The organism is Kribbella sp. NPDC056951, assembly GCF_042674205.1.
GTDB classification, from domain to species: Bacteria; Actinomycetota; Actinomycetes; order Propionibacteriales; family Kribbellaceae; genus Kribbella; species Kribbella yunnanensis.
Window position 1 is genome coordinate 557,177 of sequence record NZ_JBHUQZ010000001.1, and the last position, 16,666, is coordinate 573,842.

The following is a 16,666-nucleotide window of genomic DNA, read 5'->3' on the forward strand; positions in this document are numbered from 1 at the left end:
CCCGCTGACGACGGCCGCCCGGCGAGCCCAGTCCCAGGCCGGGGCGTGCCCGCCCTTCCCGCTCACGACGCTTGCCCGGCGAGTTTCGACAGCAGTGGGGTGATGAGGTCGGGGGTTAGGTTGAGGGTGCCGATCTCCGGTAGGGCGCCTTGCTTGATTGCCATCGCGAGGATCGTGCCCTGGTCCAGTTCGGCGTACGCGTCGAGCATTGCCTTCTCCGCTGCAGCCTCGGCCGCGCCGATGACGCGCTTCGCGTCCGCCTCGGACTCGGCGAGTGCCCGCTGCCGACCGGCGGCCGCTTGCGTCTCGATCTGACCGGCGGCGGCTGCTTCGGTGGCGCGCATGCGCTCGTTCTGGCCGCGCTGGTTGACCAACTGCTCCTCGCGACGCGCGAGCTCGATCTGGTTCTGCAGCTCGTTCTCCGCGATCGAACGCTCGCGCTCGACCGCCATCGCACGCCGTTCGTACGTCGCCTTGTCCGCAGCCTGCTGCACCATCTCTCGGGTCGGCGTCTGCAGCGCCTTCTCGACATCCCGCTCGGCCCGGACCGCGACCACCCGGACGTCCTCGACGCCGATCCCGAGCCCGGTCAGCCGCTGATCCTCCCGCAGTCCGGCGCCGACCGCCCGCCGCAGCTGCGTCATACCCTCGGACAGCGCCTCGGTCAGGCTCATCCGGGCGAGCAGGTCGAGCGCGGTCTGCTGCGCGAGCTCAGTCAGCAACCCACCGAGCTGCTCAAGCGGCGTCGACCGCCACATCCCCGTGTCCGGGTCGATCCCGAAGTCCAGCCGAGTCGCGGCCAACCCAGGGTCAACCACGCGATACGTGACAGTCGCCTGCACAGCCACGTCCTGGAAGTCCTGGGTCCGCCCGTGGAAAAGCAGCGGCTGCTCGCGGTCATCGACCGGGATCTCGCTCAGCGAGGAGTTCAGCGCCCGGAACCAGAACGCCTGGCCGGCGCCGTCGTGCGCGACCTTCCCGTTCCGCAGGTGCCGCACGTGGGTGGTCGGGTTGGCCCGCAGATGACTGATGAAGCGGAACCGCGTGATGTCTGCCATGTCTCTCCCTTGTCGTCACTTTGACGATAAGGGGTGCGTGACTTCTCGTCAAGGTGACGATTAGAGTGGTTCGTCATGGACTTCGTGCCGCTGGGCCTCGCCACCGACCTGGTCATCCTGACCGTCCGCGACGCCGCCCTGCAGGTGCTGCTCATCCGCCGCGGCATCGCGCCGTACCGGGGCCGCTGGGCGCTCCCCGGCGGTTTCGTCCGCGAGAACGAGGACCTGGAAGAGACCGCCCGCCGCGAACTCACCGAGGAAACCGGCCTAGCCACCGACCGCATCCACCTCGAACAGATCGCGACGTACGGCGCCCCTCGCCGCGACCCCCGCGGTCGCGTCGTCAGCGTCGCCTACCTCGCCTTGGTCCCCGACCTCCCCACCCCGGTCGCCGGCACCGACGCCGAGTCCGCCCGCTGGGTCCCCGCCCCGGACCTCCTCGCCGACCCCGCCCGCCTGGCCTTCGACCACCACCAGATCCTCACCGAAGCCGTCGAACGAGCCCGAGCCAAACTCGAGTACTCCCCGCTCGCCGCCGCCTTCTGTCCCCCCGAATTCACCATCTCCGAACTCCGCACCATCTACGAGGCGGTCTGGGGCACCCCCCTCGACCCCCGCAACTTCCACCGCAAAGTCACCAAAACCCCCGGCTTCGTAGAACCCACCGCCACCACCACAACCCGAGACGGCGGCCGCCCGGCTCAGCTGTATCGGCGAGGCGCGGCCACGACCCTGCATCCGCCGATGACGCGCGGTTGAGGACCGCCAGCACCCGCCATCCCCTTGACCCGGGTGCGACCGGACCGCCAGCACCCTGCCCCGGGTGTGACCGGACCGCCAGCACCGTCCATCCCCATGACCCGAGCGTGAGCCGGACCGCCAGCACCCTCCATCTCCCATGACCCGGGGGGTGTGAGGCGGACCGCCAACACTCACCAACCTCCGCGGCGCCTGCTCCGCCACGCTCAGCTCCCACCCGAAAACCGCCGCTGAAAGGACTTGGTGAGTGGGGGCGGTCCGCGATTAGCTCAGCACATGACTTTCGCAGGACTGCAGGTACTGGTGACCGGGGCCGGGCGCGACACCGGCCGTCAGTTGGCGCTCGCGTTTGCTGCCCGCGGCGCGCACGTCCTCTCAACCGCGCGCACCCTCGCAGCCGCCGAAGAGACATCCGCGTTGATCCGCTCAGCCGGCGGTACGTCGACAAGCGCCGTACTGGATCTGTCGGATCCGGCGTCGATCGCGGCACTCGAAGTGGATCGCGTGGACGTGCTGGTGAACAGCGCGGCGCGGTATCTACAGGAGACGGCGTCGCCCGAGGAAATCTCCGATGCGATCGCTGGAGCCGGGACCGGGACCGTGTTGCTGACCGAGCGGTTGCTCCCGCTCCTCCGCGAGTCGGAGCGGCCCGACATCGTCAACCTGATCTCGGCCGCGGGGGAGAACGGGCAGCATCGGTCGACCGCGCATGCCGCCTTCTACGCGGCGAAGCATGCGCAGGCCGGGTACGCCGAGATCCTGTCCGAGCGGGTTCGCCCGGAAGGCATTCGGGTGATCTCGCTCTTCCCGCCGGACTTCGTGCAAGACGGTCCGCGGGAGACCGGTGCCGAGCTCACTGCGCAGTCCGTTATCGACTGTGTTTTGTTCGCTGTTGGTCAGCCGAGGGACTGTTTCATTCGAGCTTTCCACTTCGAGCAGCGAGCTCCTCAGCCGTGATCAGGTTCGTGTGGGTGCCCGCCGACCCGCACGCCCAGGCTCCGGCAATCGTCCCGGCCTGAGCGGCGTCGTACCAGCTCACCCCGTCCAGCCACCGCGCCAGGAACGCCGCCACGTAGGCATCCCCGGCCCCGTTCGTGTCGACCACCGGTCGATCCGGTAGCTGAAGCGCAAGGATGTGCTTCGGCGACTCACCAGGGAGATGCAGATAACTCCCATCCGCCCCGGCCATTACGACGACCACCTGCGCGCGGCCATGCCCAAAGATCCAACTCACCGCGTCATCCGGCAACGCACTGGCCGACACGAACACGATGTCCGCCGAGGTCGCGAAGTCCCGGTGGTAGTCGTTCCGCCCGTCCCAGTCATGCAGGTCGGTCGAGATCGTCCGCTCCGCGGCCAACGCGTCCGGGAGTGCATGCCGAGCGAAATCCATGATCGACACATGCACGTGCCGCGCATGCGAGATCCCCGGCCGCCACAACTCCGGATCCACCCGCAACCCCGCCGGATGCCGCCCGTCGTAGAACGACACCCGCTCCCCGTCCGGCGTCACCAGGTTGACCGACCGCCGCGTCCCGTTCGGATGCTGCACGAAGTACAGCGGCATCTGCAGATCCCAGTACAACTGCCGAATCCGGAACCCCTCGTCGTCCTCCCCGATCACATCCGCCAACCCGGCCGGAACCCCCAGCAGATGACACCCGAGCGCAACCCCGTGCCCCGTGTGCCCCACATAGGTCTCGATCGGCCCGACCCCCACCGTCTCCCGGCCGCCCAGCTCCAACCCAGGCACCCGCACGATCGTGTCGACCCCAGCACCGCCCACCACCAACACATCCAGCTCCACCCGTCCGTCATACCCGACTTTCGTCACCCCCAACAGGTGCCTTCCGCCACTCGAAGCACCCAGCGGTAGGACGAGAGCCTGAATCCATGCTCACCAGACGCCTCCTCCTCACCGCCGCTCTCCTAGCCCCCGCAGCCCGCGCCGCCCACGCCACCGGCCTGGGCGGAGGAGGGGCGCAGCCGCCAACCCCCTGGACCACCGGCTCCGCAGCGGTCACCCCGTCCGGCGGCGCGGCGGTCACCTCCTCCCGCGCTTCCGCGGTCGCGTCGCCCATCCCGCTGCGATTTCCCCGATCGACCGGGCCGTTCCTGGTGGGCACCAGCGAACTGCATCTCGTGGACCAGGCCCGAAGCGATCCGTGGGTGCCGAGCCGAACCCGCGAGCTGATGGTGAGCGTCTGGTACCCGGCCCAGGCCGTGGGGGAGCGGGCCGCGTATCTGCCGCCGGGGACGGCTGAGGTGTACGGCGAGGGGGCGGCGAGCGCGCTCCAGCAGCCGGTCGGGAGTGTCGACTGGGTGGGCGCGCGCAGTCACGGCGTACTGATGGCTCCGGTACGGCGAGGCCGCTACCCGGTGGTCGTGTTCTCACCGGGGTTCGGCGTACCGCGTGGGCTCGCCTCGGTGGTGGTCGCCGAGCTCGCCAGTCGCGGGTACGTCGTCGTGACCGTCGACCACACGTATGAGGCGGCGGCTGTCGAGTTCCCCGGCGGTCGGCTCGAGATCCAGACCCTCCCCGCCACCGGATACGCGCTCACCGCCCGCGCGACCCGCATTGCCGACGTACGGTTCGTGCTCGACCAACTGACGAGGCTCGCCCGCGGTACCAACCCGGATGCCGCCCAACGCCCCCTCCCAGACGGCCTCGGGCAGATCCTCGATCTCGGCAAGATCGGCGCCTTCGGGCACTCGGCCGGCGGGATCACCGCGGCCGACGTGATGGACGTCGACCGCCGGGTCCGCGCCGGTATCGACCTCGACGGACAGCTCGGCTACGGCTACCCCGACCCCGCCTCAGTGCCGGCCGTCAAACACGGCACCGACCGACCATTCCTGCTCTTCGGCACCGGCGGTACCGGCCCGAACGGCGGTCCAATGACCCACCACACCGAGCCGTCCTGGCGGATGTTCTGGGAGAACTCGACCGGCTGGCAGCGCGACCTCAACCTCCCGAACGGAAGGCACTACAGCTTCATCGACCACCAAGTGCTGATCCCGTGGTTCCAGCGCTTCTTCACGGTCCCGCCGGAGCTGATCGCGAACACGATCGGCTCCGCCGACCCAGCGGCCGTCCTACGCGCTCTCCGCGCGTACATCCCCGCGTTCTTCGACCAGCACCTGCGGCAGCGTCCGCAGTACGGGGTCTGGCGCCACGCCCTCCCCGAGACCACCTTTATTCGCTGAAAAGCTGAGGCAGTACTCCTTCGCCTCGGCGTACGGCCCGTCCGTGGGCAGCATGGAGCACCGCACCTCCAGGTGCCGCAGGCTGCACAGCGCTCGATCCAGGTACTTCACGATCCGGCCTCCTTGAACTCGCTGACGAGTTCAAGGTTCGCCGTGTCGACTATCCGGTCGCGTCCCCAGATCTAATGACTTATCGGAGCCCCGGTCCTCTCCTGCAGCTCCTCGAAGGACACCCCGTCAGCGAGCTCGACCAGTCGCAGCCCGTCCGGCGTGACATCCAGTACGGCGAGGTCGGTGATGATCCGGTCGACGACTCCGCGGCCGGTGTAGGGCAGGTCGCACTCGGTCAGGATCTTGTGCGAACCGTCCTTGGCGACGTGTTCCATCAGCACGATCACCTTCTTGGCGCCGTGCACCAGGTCCATCGCGCCGCCCATCCCCTTGACCATCTTGCCGGGGATCATCCAGTTCGACAGGTCGCCGGTGGCCGAGACCTGCATCGCGCCCAGGATCGCCGCGTCGATCGCGCCGCCGCGGATCATCCCGAACGACAGCGACGAGTCGAAGAAGCTGGCCCCCGGCAACGTCGTGACGGTCTCCTTGCCGGCGTTGATCAGGTCCGGGTCTTCCTCGCCGTCCACCGGGTACGGACCGACGCCGAGAATCCCGTTCTCCGACTGCAGTACGACGGTCACCCCGTCCGGGATGTAGTTCGGTACCAGCGTCGGCAGGCCGATCCCGAGGTTCACGTACGAACCGTCCTCGAGCTCGGCCGCGGCCCGGGCCGCCATCTGCTCACGCGTCAACGGCATGGGTCACGCCTCCTTCGCAGGCTGTACGGTTCGCTTCTCGATCCGCTTCTCAATGTCCTTGCCGACGGCAACCACTCGCTGGACGTAGACACCCGGCAGGTGGATCGAGTCCGGATCCAGCTCACCAGGCTGGACCAGTTCCTCGACGGTCGCGATCGTCACCCGCCCGGCCATCGCGGCCAGCGGGTTGAAGTTCCGCGCACTCCGGTCGAAGACCAGGTTCCCGTGGGTGTCGCCGCGCAGCGCGTGCACCAGCCCGAAGTCCGTGGTGATCGAGTCCTCCAGCACGTACGTCGTACCGTTGATCTCCCGGGTCTCCTTCGGCGCCGAGGCCTTCGCGACCGTGCCGTCGGTGTTGTACTTCTGCGGCAGCCCACCCTCCGCGACCTGGGTACCGACCCCGGCCAGCGTGAAGAACGCCGCGATCCCGCAGCCGCCGGCCCGGAGCTTCTCGGCCAGCGTGCCCTGCGGGGTCAGCTCGACCTCCAGCTCACCGGACAGGAACTGCCGGGCGAACTCCTTGTTCTCCCCGACGTACGACGAGGTCATCTTCGCGATCCGCTTGTCCGCGAGCAGGATGCCCAGGCCCCAGTCGTCGACACCGCAGTTGTTCGACACCACGCTGAGCCCGCTCACCCCCTTGTCGTGCAGGGCGCTGATCAGGTGCATGGGGTTGCCACACAGCCCGAATCCGCCGACCGCGAGGCTCGCGCCGTCCTCGATGTCGGCGACCGCGGCCTGCGGCGACTCGTAAGTCTTGTCCATGCCGACGACTCTAAGCGGTCGCCGACACCTGCTCTAGTGCCGCTAGCTCGTGACGCGCCTCATAGTGCGCGTCTTCCAAGTCAGGCAGTTCCAGTACGGCGCTCAGGTGCGCCTGCGCGGTTTGCACGTGCCCACAGCACCGGGCGGCCCGGGCCAGCCCGATGTGAGCCTCCGCAACGGTCTCCGGCAGCTCAGCGCGCTCACCGAGCACCAGCGCCATGCTGTAGTCGTGGCGAGCCGCGTCTAGCTTCCCCTGCGCCCGGTACAGGTCACCACGACGACACAGCAGTACGCCGACCTGTTCGTCCAGCCCGAGTCGTTCCGCCAGCTCGAGTGCCTCGGTGGTGAGCTCCAGTGGCGCACCGACCGACTGCTGGAGCGCACTGAGCGCCAGGAACGTCCCCCAGTCGTCCTCAAGCATGCGGAACCGGCCCAGCGCCGTACGGAGGGCTTGTGCGGCCTCTTCGGTGGTCGCTCGGGTCAGCCCGGGGTAGCCGCGGCACAGCTCGACGGCTGCTCGCGTCCAGGCCTCACCGCCCTCGTTGCGGGCCAGCACGTCCTCCACGACCTCAGCAGGCTCGAACGGGCCGAACACGAGGCACCACAGCAGCACGGTCGCGGAGTACCGGAAGGGTCCCTCGGTGGTGTCCACGATCTGCTGTGCGAGCTCGATCTGCTCCTGCTCGGCCGAGGCGGCGCCGTGGATGACGGCCAGCAGGTATTCCTCGTCCAGCCCGACCGGTACCGTCCGGCCGAGCATGCTGAGGACCCGCTCGGCCGCTGCGGCCGCCTCGTCCTCCAGCCCGCGTGACCACCAGTACCGCGAGTAACGAGCCACGAGGCGAAGTGCTGTTCTCAGATCTGTGTCGCAGGCGCGTTCGACCGCACTGACGACCCCGCCCCCGAACTCCACGTAGCTCATTGTTACCCCGCCACCCAAGCGTCAGGGAGGTGGGGTGGTCAGAAACGCAGTACGCCCCACTGCGGTGGGTAGTGCATGTTGGCGACGTACTGCGGCGACCAGACCCAGAACTCGCTCTCGGCGCCCTTCACATAGCTGTTGCCGGCGATCGCATGCGGCCACTGGCAACGCATCAGGTTCATCCGCCACTCGTCACCCGGCTCCGGCGCGGTCGGCTTGGTCTTCGTCCACTGTGCGAGGTCGACCCACGGTATGGCGAGCTCGACCGTCCACCCGGTGTCGGTGTCGGACGGGTCGTTCACGGTGCCGTCGAGATGAACCGCGGTGCGCAGCCCGGGCAGGTTCGTCGGATCGATCGCCTCGCCACCCTCGTCGTACGGCTTGGTGAGGGTGAGCTCCCAGATCGTCCCGAGCGGGTTGATCTCGAACTCGTAGTAGTTCGCGCCGTCACCGTCGGGGTCGAGGAACACCTCGAAGTTGTTCTCGAAGTACAGCCGGCTGTTGTGCTCGGTCATCGTCGTCCACAGGTGCGGCTCCTCGAGCTTGCCGCCGACGTACAGGTAGTCGTCGTCGTACATCAGCTTCGCCTGGGTCCGGAACCGCGGCGCCGGACCCTCGCCGAGGATCTGGACGAAGTCGGTCGTCCACGGCGCGACCTCCCACGCGGGATCGGTCAGCGTCCCGTCGAGGTTCGGGGCGGTCGAGGTCCGCGGGCAGTCGTAGACGGGCAGATCAGGCATCAGCGCGCTCCAGGAGTCGGGCGACCAGATTGGCGAGCAGGAACGTGATTGCGGTCAGTACCGGGATGACGGCCAGCGTCCACGGCGAGGACAGGCTGCCGGTCAGGAAGGCCAGGACGACGGCCAGCATGAACGCGACCCCGAGGAACGCGACCAGTCGCGGATGCGGCATCGCGAGCCGGCTCAACGCGATCCCGCCGCCGACCATCGTCAGCACCACGATCACGAGCAACAACGGCAGCCCGAGAGCGCCGCAGCTCGTGGTGTCCCGGAAGCGTTCGCAGCCCTTCTCGCTGCCCCACACCAGACCGATCGTGGCGAAGCCGCACAGCAGCCCGACGACGGCCAGGATCAGCAACGGCGGGAGCGGTGGCTTCTCGTCCATCCCCGCACAGTAGCGGGCTCAGGCCGCTCCGAGGGAGTGCGCGATCGCGTCCCGTACGGCGGTGTCGTCCGGAACCGGGTGCCCATTCTCGGCCGCCAGCTCGGCCAGCGAAACCATCGTGACGTCGTGCAGCCCACAGGTCGTGAACGTGTGAAACACCGACATGTCGGGGGCGACGTTGACCGAGAACCCGTGGCTGGTCACACCCTTCCGGATCCGCATCCCGATCGAGCACAACTTCCGCCCGTCCGCGGTCCACACCCCGACGAGACTGCTCGCGCCCTTCGGCGTCTCCCGCCGTACCAGCGGGAACCCGAGCGACCCGAGCGCCTCGATCAGCCCGTCCTCCACCCACCGCACGACATCCACGACCCCACGCCGCTTCACGTCGATCACCAGGTAGCCGACCAGTTGGCCGGGACCGTGGTACGTCGCGAACCCGCCGCGATCGACCGCCACCGCCGGGATGCCCGCTGTCTCGGGCGGCAGGTCTTCGGCCGCCGTACGGGATCCGTAGGTGATCACCGGCGGATGACTCAGCAGGAAGAGCCGGTCCTCAGCCGTCCCCGCTTGCCGTTCCTCGACCCAGGCCTGCATCTGCTTGCCCGCGACGTCGTACTCGACTTCACCCAGATCAACTCGCTGCACACCTTCAGCGTAGGCCGCGCGACCAGCGCCGGTTCGAGAGCCAGACGAGTGGCAGCAGGAGGAGCGGCGCCACGATCTTGAAGTACGTCGCGATCGGCACCTGCCCCGCGACCGCGCCGAGCGGCAGCAGCAACAGCAGCACGATCCCGAACCCCTGCAGGACCCGCCCCAGCGGCACACGCCGGCGCCAGTGCACCGGAACCGCCGCCCACGGCGCGAAGAGCACCATCACGATCCGGAAGCCGCTCACGTCGTCCCGGAAGCTCAGCAGGATCGGTACGACGACGAGCGCCGTCCACACCGCGAGCACGATCGGTCCGACGACTCGGCTGCGCATCTCAAGTACCTCTCAAAAGACTGAGGGTCAGTCACCGGAGTGACTGACCCTGAATCTCGTGGTCGGGCTGACAGGATTTGAACCTGCGACCTCTTCGTCCCGAACGAAGCGCGCTACCAAGCTGCGCCACAGCCCGAATCGCCGTTAGCTTACATGCGCTGGGGCGTGGGACGAAATCGGGTTTACGCGGGGGACGAGAGTGAGCAATGTCGCTTCCGGACGGCAGGCGAAACGGACCGGCGCGTACGGCGAGGTGCCGAGTCCGGCCGAGACGTGGAGAGCCGCTTGGCGGCCGCTGCTGCCCCAGGTGGACAGGCCTTTGACCCGGGAGGCGTCGAGGTCGCAGTTGGTCACCAGGGCGCCGTAGAACGGGACCGCGAGCTGACCGCCGTGGGTGTGACCGGCGAGCACCAGGGGATAGCCGTCGTCGACGAACGCGTTCAGCACCCGCTGGTACGGCGCGTGTGTGACCCCGATCGAGAGGTCGGCCGACGGATCCACCTCGCCCGCGATCACGCCGTACCGATCGCGCTTGATGTGGGGGTCGTCGGTGCCGGCGAAGTCGAGGCGCAAGCCGTTGACCTTGAGGCTCGTCTTCGCGTTGTTGAGGTCGGCCCAGCCGGCGTCGGTGAAGGCGCGGCGCATCTCCTCGAACGGGAGGTCGGGGCCGTGCGGCTTGTGGCGCTGCTTGTTTGCAGGCAGCAGGTACTTGCCCGGGTTCTTGAAGTGCGGCTTCCAGTAGTCGTTGGAGCCGAACACGAAGACGCCGGGAAGATCGAGCAGATCACCGAGCGCCCGCAGCAACGGCGGCACCGACTTCTCGTGGGAGAGGTTGTCGCCGGTGTTGACGATGAGGTCGGGTTCGAGCGCGGCCAGGTCGTTGACCCAGCCGATCTTCTTCTCCTGTGTCGGCATCAGGTGCAGGTCGGACAGGTGCAGCACCTTCAACGGCGCCGAGCCTTCGGCCAGCACCGGAACCGTCACCCTGCGCAGCGTGAACCACCGCACCTCGACGACCGCCGCATACGCCACACAAGCTGCCCCCACGGCCCCGACAGCAGCCGTGGCCTTGAGGGTGTTGGTGGCTATCCTGCGCAAACTCATTCACCCAGCCTGCCACAATCTCTGCTATGTCCAACTCCGGAATGAAACAGCGCCTGCACGACGACATGACCGCCGCCCTCAAGGCGCGCGACGAGATCCGCAAGTCCACCCTGCGGATGGCGCTCACCGCGGTCACCAAGGCCGAGGTCGCCGGGAAGGAGGCCCGCGAGCTCTCCGACGCCGAGATCCTCGACGTCCTCGGCTCCGAGGCCAAGAAGCGCCGCGAGTCCGTCATCGCCTACCGCGACGCCGGCCGCGCCGAACTGGCCGACAAAGAACAGGCCGAGGCGGACATCCTCGCCGAGTACCTCCCCGAACAACTCACCGCCGAAGAGATCGCCGTACTGGTCACCGAAACCATCGCCGCCACCGGCGCCGCCGACCTGGGCCCCCGAGGCATCGGCAAAGTCATGGGCGCCCTCCAGCCCAAGGTCAAAGGCAAAGCCGACGGCGGCGCCGTCTCCGCCGAGGTCAAGCGCCAACTAGGCGCCTAATAAAGGACACCGCCTCCGGCGGCGACAGTACTTTCGGCGCCTCCGGCGCGTACACCCCACGTGATCCCGCGCCCCTGGGATTCGACGGACGTCACGTGGCCGTCGGGTACGCGGCGCCGGCCGGAGCCGGTCTGCTCCTCGGATTCCCGATGCTGATCGGGGACCTGCTGCTCCGACACATCGCGGGGGTGGGCTCGGCGCGCGGATCTGTCCCACTCACCAACCCGCTCCTGGGCGGTCCGGGCCAGTCGCGCTGAGCGTGAACCGAGCAGGCTAGGCAGAGTTGGTGAGTGGGGGCGGTCCGCCTCTCTCCTCCCACCCCCTTTCTCGCCTCATTCCTCGGCACAGTGGCTTCGCTCGACGCGCCACCACCAGCAGCTCGCCTCGACTGTGAGGAGATTGTCGCCGGTAAACGATGGACAACGGCACGGAGGTCGCACTCGACCGCCCACTCCCCACACTCGCCGACCCCGAGGGCAAGACCCGGTGGAGCATTCTCATCGTGGTCGCCCTCGGGCTACAGCGCCCTAGCAGTTGGGGAACTTGGGGTCCCAGGGTTGGCAGCCGGGGGTGCCTCCGCCGCCGGGCTGGTTGTCGCCTGGGTCGCCTTGTTCGTTCTCGTTCTCGTTGTTGCCTTGGTTGTTGTTACCGCGGCTGCCGTTCGAGACGAAGATGGTGACGGTGGAACCGGCCGGGGCGCCGTCGCGGCGGCGGGGGTCGGTGTAGGCGACGGTGCCGGCGGCTTCGTCGGAGTTGACCGGGTCGGGGCTGATCTGGGCCTCGAAGCCGGCCTGGCGGAGTTTGTTCGCGGCGTCGTCGGGGTTCATGCCGTTGACGTACGGGAGCTCCTCGTTGTTGCCGCGCTGGGTCTTCTCGTCGGGCGCGGTGAAGTGCGTGGTCGGGTAGTACTTCAGCGCGTTCTGCATCGCGGTCTTCCACAGCGGACCGGCGGTCATCGAGCCGGAGGCGTCGTTGATGTCCTGGCCATCCAGGGTCTGACCGGAAAGACGCTTGTACGGCGGGCTCGCGTCCGCGACCACGGCCGCGCTGGCGAGCTTGCTGGAGTAACCGGAGTACCAGACGGCCTTGGCCTCCTGGATGGTTCCGGTCTTGCCGGCCAGGTCGCTGTTGCCGAACTTCAGCCGGTTACCGGTACCGCCCGGCTCCATGACCTGGTGCAGCACCTCGTTGACCCCGTCGGCCACCGCCTCGGGCAGCACCTGCTTGCAGTCCTGACCCGGGATCTTCAGCGACTTGTTGGCCGCGTCGCGGACCGAGGTGACCAGCCAGGGCGTGCAGTACTTGCCGCGGGCGGCGAAGGCGGCGTACGCGCTCGAGAGCTGCAGCGGGGTGATGTAGCCGACGCCCAGCGTCATCGACGGAACCTGCTCCAGCGGCTCACCGTCCTGGGCGTTGTACATCCCGAGGGACTTGAGCAGGGTCGCGATCGGGCACAGACCGACCTTCTGGGACAGCTGCAGGAAGTAGGTGTTGGTCGACTTCTGCGCCGCCTGGATCATCGTCGGGTCCGGCACGTTCTTCGTCGAGTTCGTCGGGCTGTAGCTGTCCTCGACCCCCGCCGTACCGTTGCAGGTGCTGAACTTCTGGCCGCCCATGTGCAGCGGGCTCGGCGAGTTGATCTTGTAGTTGATCGAGTAGCCCTTCTGGATCGCCGCGGCGATCGTGAAGGCCTTCATCGTCGAACCGTTCTGGAAGCCGCCGAAGCCACCGGCGTACGACTTCTCGACGTTGTAGTTGTACGACGTCCGGTTCTTGCCGTTGCCGTACTTCCGGCTCTGCACCATCGCCTTCACCAGCCCGGTCCCGGGCTCGACGATGGTGATCGCGGCGATCGCCTCGTCGTCCGGCTTGGTGTGCTCGTCGATCGACTTCTGCGCGGCCGCTTGGATCTTCGGGTCGAGCGAGGTCCGGATGGTCAGGCCGGCCGTCTTCAGGTAGTTGGCGCGGTCCTTCGGGGTCTTGCCGAAGGCCGGGTTCTCCTTGAGCTGCGCGACGATGTACTCGCAGTAGAACGGGTACGGCGAGTTGCCGCAGCCGATCTGGTTCTTGCGGACCTTGGCCGGGTCGACGACCGGGGCCTTCAGTGCCAGGTTGGCCTGGTTCACCGAGATGACCTTGAGCTCGAGCATCCGGCGGATGACCACGTCGCGGCGGTCCTTGGAGCGCTTCATGTTGTTCGTCGGGTCGTAGGCGGTGGGGCTCTTCACCATGCCGGCCAGCATCGCGGCCTGGGCCAGGTTCAGGTCCTTCGCGTCGACCCGGAAGTAGTGCTGCGCGGCGGACTGGATGCCCCAGGCGCCGTCGCCGAAGTTCGCCAGGTTCAGGTACTTCTCGAGGATCTCGGTCTTCGAGAACTCCTTCTCGGCGGCGATCGCGTAGCGGAGCTCGGCGATCTTGCGCTGCGGGGTGGCGGCGGTGGCGGCCTCGACCTCGGCGGGGGTGTTCGCCTTCTCGATCAGGCTCATCTTGATGAACTGCTGGGTGATACTCGAACCACCCTGCTGGACCGAGCCTTCGGTCTGGTTCACCGCGAGCGCGCGCAGGGTGCCCTTGAGGTCGAGCGCGCCGTGCTCGAAGTAGCGGTCGTCCTCGATCGCGACGATCGCCTTCTGCATGATCGGCGCGATCTGGCTGAGCTTGACCGGGACCCGGTTCTTGTCCGCGAGGGTCGCGATGACGGACCCGTCGGCTGCCCGGATGGTGCTCTTCTGCTTCAGCGGCACCTCGTCGAACTGCTGCGGCAGGTCCTGCAGGGTCTCCGACGTCTTCTCCGTCGTGAACCCGGCCAGCCCTGCCAGGGGCATTGCGAGACCTGCTGCCAGCGCGCCCGACAGCACACTCACTCCGAGGAACAGAACCACCGACTGGACGACCCCACGATCGCCCTTCTCCCGTACGCGCATGGTTGTTAAGACTACGTGACCGGCTTTTCGGGTTACCGCTCGCGCTGTGAATTGCGTCACAGCGTCTGGACAAAGTTCATCCTAAAGAACGAGGGCCCGAGCAGGTGCTCGGGCCCTCGCCACAACAGCCGTGAAACGGCGGGTGTCAGGCGGCGTACTGCCGCGCGTCCACCTGGGCCGGTTCCAGCGCCAGATCCAGCACTTCCCGTACGTCGCTCACCGGGTGCACCGTCAGCTCCGCCAGCACCGACTCCGGTACGTCGTCCAGGTCGGGCTCGTTGCGCTTCGGGATCAGGATCGTGGTCAACCCGGCCCGATGCGCCGCGAGCAGCTTCTGCTTCACGCCACCGATCGGGAGGACCCGCCCGGTCAGCGACACCTCACCGGTCATCGCGACCTCCGACCGTACTGGCCGTCCGGACAGCAGCGACGCCAACGCGGTCGTCATCGTCACGCCGGCCGAAGGACCATCCTTCGGTACGGCGCCCGCCGGCACGTGGATGTGAGTGTTCCGCTCGGCCAAGTCGCTGACCGGCAGTCCCAGCTCCGCACCGTGTGAGCGCAGGTACGACAGGGCGATCTGCGCCGACTCCTTCATCACGTCACCCAACTGCCCGGTCAACGTGACTCCGGTCGGGCCGGTCTCCTTGTCGGCCAGCGACGCCTCGATGAAGAGCACGTCACCACCCGCACCGGTCACCGCCAATCCGGTCGCGACGCCTGGGAGCGACGTACGCTCCGCAGACTCCGGTGTGAACCGCGGCGAGCCCAGGTAGCCCTTCAGATCACCGTCACCGATGGTCTGTGCACCCTCCGACTCGCCCAGGGCGATCTTCGAGGTGACCTTCCGCAGGACCCGGGCGATCGCCCGCTCGAGCTGCCGGACACCGGCCTCCCGCGTGTACTCGCCAGCCAGCAGCCGCAGCGCCGATTCCTCGACCGTCACCTCGTCCGCCGTCAGGCCCGCCCGCTCCAGCTGTCGCGGAAGCAGGTGGTCACGGGCGATGGTGACCTTCTCCTCCTCGGTGTAACCGTCCAGCTGCACCAGCTCCATCCGGTCCAGCAGCGGACCGGGGATCGAGTCCAGCACGTTCGCCGTGGCCAGGAAGACCACGTCGGACAGGTCCAGCTCGACCTCCAGGTAGTGGTCCCGGAAGGTGTGGTTCTGCGCCGGGTCGAGGACCTCCAGCAGGGCGGCGGTCGGGTCGCCCCGGTAGTCCGCACCTACCTTGTCGATCTCGTCCAGCAGTACGACGGGGTTCATCGAACCGGCCTCGGTGATGGCCCGGACGATCCGGCCCGGCAGTGCGCCGACGTAGGTACGCCGGTGCCCACGGATCTCGGCCTCGTCCCGAACACCGCCCAGTGCCACCCGGACGAACTTGCGGCCCATGGCACGCGCCACCGACTCACCCAGGGAGGTCTTACCCACACCAGGAGGCCCGACCAGCGCCAGTACGGCGCCACTCCGGCGACCGCCGACGACGCCCAGACCCCGGTCCGCGCGGCGACGCCGTACAGCCAGGTACTCGGTGATGCGCTCCTTCACGTCGTCCAGACCGGAGTGGTCAGCGTCCAGCACAGCCCGCGCCTCGCGCAGGTCGTAGCTGTCCTCGCTGCGCTCGTTCCACGGCACTTCGAGCACCGTGTCGAGCCAGGTCCGGATCCAGCCGACCTCAGGGGACTGGTCGGACGTCCGCTCGAGCTTGTCGACCTCAGCCAGCGCGGCCTTGGCCACGTGCTCCGGCAGGTCAGCAGCCTCGACGCGGGCCCGGTAGTCCTCTTCCTCGGACTCGGCCTTGCCGTCCAGCTCGGCCAGCTCCTTGCGGATCGCAGCCATCTGCTGGCGCAGCAGGAACTCCCGCTGCTGCTTCTCCATACCCTCCTGGACGTCCTTCTGGATCGTCTCGGAGACCTCGAGCTCGGCCAGGTGGTCCTTCACCCAACCGATCAGCTTCTCCAGCCGCTCGGTGACGTTGGCGTTCTCCAGCAGCTCGGACTTCTGCTCGTCGCTCAGGTACGACGCGTAGCCGGCCAGGTCGGACAGCTCCGCCGGGTCGGTCACCTGCTTCACGGAGTCGATGACCTGCCACGCGCCACGGCGCTCCAGCACCGAGGTGACCAGGCTCTTGTACTCGCGGGCCAGCTCCGCCGACCGCGCGTCGGTGATCTCGTGCAGCTGGGTCGCGCTGACCCAGAGGGCGGCACCCGGACCGGTGGTCCCGGCGCCGATCAGAACCCGCGCCGTACCGCGGATCACTGCTGCCTGGGCTCCGCCCGGCAGCCGGCCGATCTGCTCGATCTCGCCGAGCGTCCCAGCCTTGGCATATTTCCCGTCCAGCCGCGGTACCAGCAGCACCTGGTCGGCACCGGAGGCCTGCGCGGCGTCGATGGCCGCTCGCGCCTCGCTGTCGGCGAGGCGGACCGGCACGACCATTCCCGGCAGAACGACGATGTCGTCCAGCGGCAGAACCGGAAGATTCAACGTATCGGTCACGCTGTCACACCCTT

Annotated in this window: 16 protein-coding genes and 1 tRNA gene; 4 read left to right on the top strand and 13 right to left on the bottom strand. The window is 68.1% G+C overall.

From position 1 onward, the window contains the following. Nucleotides 1–62 precede the first annotated feature (62 nt). Nucleotides 63–1,058 carry an SPFH domain-containing protein gene (locus ACFTSF_RS02725; protein WP_380152155.1) on the bottom strand — a complete coding sequence of 332 codons (996 nt, stop codon included), beginning with the start codon at nt 1,056–1,058 and terminating at the stop codon, nt 63–65. A gap of 75 nt (nt 1,059–1,133) precedes the next feature. On the opposite strand from ACFTSF_RS02725, the gene ACFTSF_RS02730 reads away from it, so the two are divergent. After that, nucleotides 1,134–1,817, top strand: coding sequence for an NUDIX domain-containing protein (locus ACFTSF_RS02730; protein WP_380152156.1), 684 nt, complete (start codon nt 1,134–1,136; stop codon nt 1,815–1,817). A 276-nt stretch (nt 1,818–2,093) separates the two neighbouring features. After that, nucleotides 2,094–2,774: an SDR family oxidoreductase gene (locus tag ACFTSF_RS02735; protein ID WP_380152157.1), complete on the top strand. Its 681-nt coding sequence runs from the start codon at nt 2,094–2,096 to the stop codon at nt 2,772–2,774. On the opposite strand, the gene ACFTSF_RS02740 is transcribed toward ACFTSF_RS02735, so the two are convergent. Then, the gene (locus ACFTSF_RS02740; protein ID WP_380152158.1) at nt 2,731–3,651 is read right to left on the bottom strand and encodes a carbohydrate kinase family protein; all 921 of its coding nucleotides are present in this window, start codon (nt 3,649–3,651) and stop codon (nt 2,731–2,733) included. The two genes, ACFTSF_RS02735 and ACFTSF_RS02740, sit on opposite strands and share 44 nt — an antisense overlap. Nucleotides 3,652–3,710: 59 nt before the next feature. Between ACFTSF_RS02740 and ACFTSF_RS02745 the strand changes: the two genes are divergently transcribed. Then, nucleotides 3,711–5,024 carry an alpha/beta hydrolase family protein gene (locus tag ACFTSF_RS02745; protein WP_380152159.1) on the top strand — a complete coding sequence of 438 codons (1,314 nt, stop codon included), beginning with the start codon at nt 3,711–3,713 and terminating at the stop codon, nt 5,022–5,024. A gap of 182 nt (nt 5,025–5,206) precedes the next feature. Here the strand turns inward: ACFTSF_RS02745 and ACFTSF_RS02750 are convergent, their stop codons facing one another. The 9 genes from ACFTSF_RS02750 to ACFTSF_RS02790 all read right to left on the bottom strand — a co-directional run bounded on the left by ACFTSF_RS02750 (nt 5,207) and on the right by ACFTSF_RS02790 (nt 10,731). Continuing rightward, nucleotides 5,207–5,836, bottom strand: coding sequence for a CoA transferase subunit B (locus ACFTSF_RS02750; RefSeq protein WP_380152160.1), 630 nt, complete (start codon nt 5,834–5,836; stop codon nt 5,207–5,209). 3 nt (nt 5,837–5,839) lie between these two features. Then, entirely contained in the window at nt 5,840–6,601 is a 762-nt protein-coding gene (locus ACFTSF_RS02755) for a CoA transferase subunit A (RefSeq protein WP_380152161.1), read from the bottom strand. 10 nt (nt 6,602–6,611) lie between these two features. Then, nucleotides 6,612–7,523, bottom strand: coding sequence for a hypothetical protein (locus ACFTSF_RS02760; RefSeq protein WP_380152162.1), 912 nt, complete (start codon nt 7,521–7,523; stop codon nt 6,612–6,614). Nucleotides 7,524–7,561: 38 nt separating this feature from the next. Next, nucleotides 7,562–8,263 carry a carbohydrate-binding family 9-like protein gene (locus ACFTSF_RS02765; protein WP_380152163.1) on the bottom strand — a complete coding sequence of 234 codons (702 nt, stop codon included), beginning with the start codon at nt 8,261–8,263 and terminating at the stop codon, nt 7,562–7,564. Continuing rightward, nucleotides 8,256–8,648 (bottom strand): hypothetical protein, encoded by a 393-nt coding sequence (locus ACFTSF_RS02770; RefSeq protein WP_380152164.1) that lies wholly within the window; start codon nt 8,646–8,648, stop codon nt 8,256–8,258. Before ACFTSF_RS02770 ends, ACFTSF_RS02765 begins: the two co-directional genes overlap by 8 nt. Nucleotides 8,649–8,666: 18 nt before the next feature. Continuing rightward, nucleotides 8,667–9,296 carry a lipoyl(octanoyl) transferase LipB gene (gene lipB, locus ACFTSF_RS02775; protein ID WP_380152165.1) on the bottom strand — a complete coding sequence of 210 codons (630 nt, stop codon included), beginning with the start codon at nt 9,294–9,296 and terminating at the stop codon, nt 8,667–8,669. A gap of 4 nt (nt 9,297–9,300) precedes the next feature. After that, nucleotides 9,301–9,633: a hypothetical protein gene (locus ACFTSF_RS02780; RefSeq protein ID WP_380152167.1), complete on the bottom strand. Its 333-nt coding sequence runs from the start codon at nt 9,631–9,633 to the stop codon at nt 9,301–9,303. Between the two features lie 59 nt (nt 9,634–9,692). Continuing rightward, a tRNA-Pro gene (locus tag ACFTSF_RS02785) sits at nt 9,693–9,769 on the bottom strand. A gap of 8 nt (nt 9,770–9,777) precedes the next feature. Next, nucleotides 9,778–10,731 (bottom strand): metallophosphoesterase, encoded by a 954-nt coding sequence (locus tag ACFTSF_RS02790; protein WP_380153072.1) that lies wholly within the window; start codon nt 10,729–10,731, stop codon nt 9,778–9,780. Between the two features lie 32 nt (nt 10,732–10,763). Between ACFTSF_RS02790 and ACFTSF_RS02795 the strand changes: the two genes are divergently transcribed. Further along, a complete protein-coding gene (locus ACFTSF_RS02795; RefSeq protein WP_380152168.1) occupies nt 10,764–11,231 on the top strand; it encodes a GatB/YqeY domain-containing protein in 468 nt (155 codons plus the stop codon). A gap of 527 nt (nt 11,232–11,758) precedes the next feature. On the opposite strand, the gene ACFTSF_RS02800 is transcribed toward ACFTSF_RS02795, so the two are convergent. Continuing rightward, nucleotides 11,759–14,155 carry a transglycosylase domain-containing protein gene (locus ACFTSF_RS02800; protein ID WP_344148225.1) on the bottom strand — a complete coding sequence of 799 codons (2,397 nt, stop codon included), beginning with the start codon at nt 14,153–14,155 and terminating at the stop codon, nt 11,759–11,761. 145 nt (nt 14,156–14,300) lie between these two features. After that, on the bottom strand, nt 14,301–16,652 hold the full coding sequence (gene lon, locus ACFTSF_RS02805) for an endopeptidase La (RefSeq protein ID WP_344148228.1): 2,352 nt from the start codon (nt 16,650–16,652) through the stop codon (nt 14,301–14,303). Nucleotides 16,653–16,666: the final 14 nt, after the last annotated feature.

What these genes read in the sequence shown, in the direction of transcription:
- ACFTSF_RS02725 (WP_380152155.1), bottom strand. Translation starts at nt 1,058, where the DNA reads ATGGCAGACATCACGCGGTTCCGCTTCATCAGTCATCTGCGGGCCAAC.
- ACFTSF_RS02730 (WP_380152156.1), top strand. Translation starts at nt 1,134, where the DNA reads ATGGACTTCGTGCCGCTGGGCCTCGCCACCGACCTGGTCATCCTGACC.
- ACFTSF_RS02735 (WP_380152157.1), top strand. Translation starts at nt 2,094, where the DNA reads ATGACTTTCGCAGGACTGCAGGTACTGGTGACCGGGGCCGGGCGCGAC.
- ACFTSF_RS02745 (WP_380152159.1), top strand. Translation starts at nt 3,711, where the DNA reads ATGCTCACCAGACGCCTCCTCCTCACCGCCGCTCTCCTAGCCCCCGCA.
- ACFTSF_RS02750 (WP_380152160.1), bottom strand. Translation starts at nt 5,836, where the DNA reads ATGCCGTTGACGCGTGAGCAGATGGCGGCCCGGGCCGCGGCCGAGCTC.
- ACFTSF_RS02755 (WP_380152161.1), bottom strand. Translation starts at nt 6,601, where the DNA reads ATGGACAAGACTTACGAGTCGCCGCAGGCCGCGGTCGCCGACATCGAG.
- ACFTSF_RS02760 (WP_380152162.1), bottom strand. Translation starts at nt 7,523, where the DNA reads ATGAGCTACGTGGAGTTCGGGGGCGGGGTCGTCAGTGCGGTCGAACGC.
- ACFTSF_RS02765 (WP_380152163.1), bottom strand. Translation starts at nt 8,263, where the DNA reads ATGCCTGATCTGCCCGTCTACGACTGCCCGCGGACCTCGACCGCCCCG.
- ACFTSF_RS02770 (WP_380152164.1), bottom strand. Translation starts at nt 8,648, where the DNA reads ATGGACGAGAAGCCACCGCTCCCGCCGTTGCTGATCCTGGCCGTCGTC.
- ACFTSF_RS02780 (WP_380152167.1), bottom strand. Translation starts at nt 9,633, where the DNA reads ATGCGCAGCCGAGTCGTCGGACCGATCGTGCTCGCGGTGTGGACGGCG.
- ACFTSF_RS02795 (WP_380152168.1), top strand. Translation starts at nt 10,764, where the DNA reads ATGTCCAACTCCGGAATGAAACAGCGCCTGCACGACGACATGACCGCC.
- ACFTSF_RS02800 (WP_344148225.1), bottom strand. Translation starts at nt 14,155, where the DNA reads ATGCGCGTACGGGAGAAGGGCGATCGTGGGGTCGTCCAGTCGGTGGTT.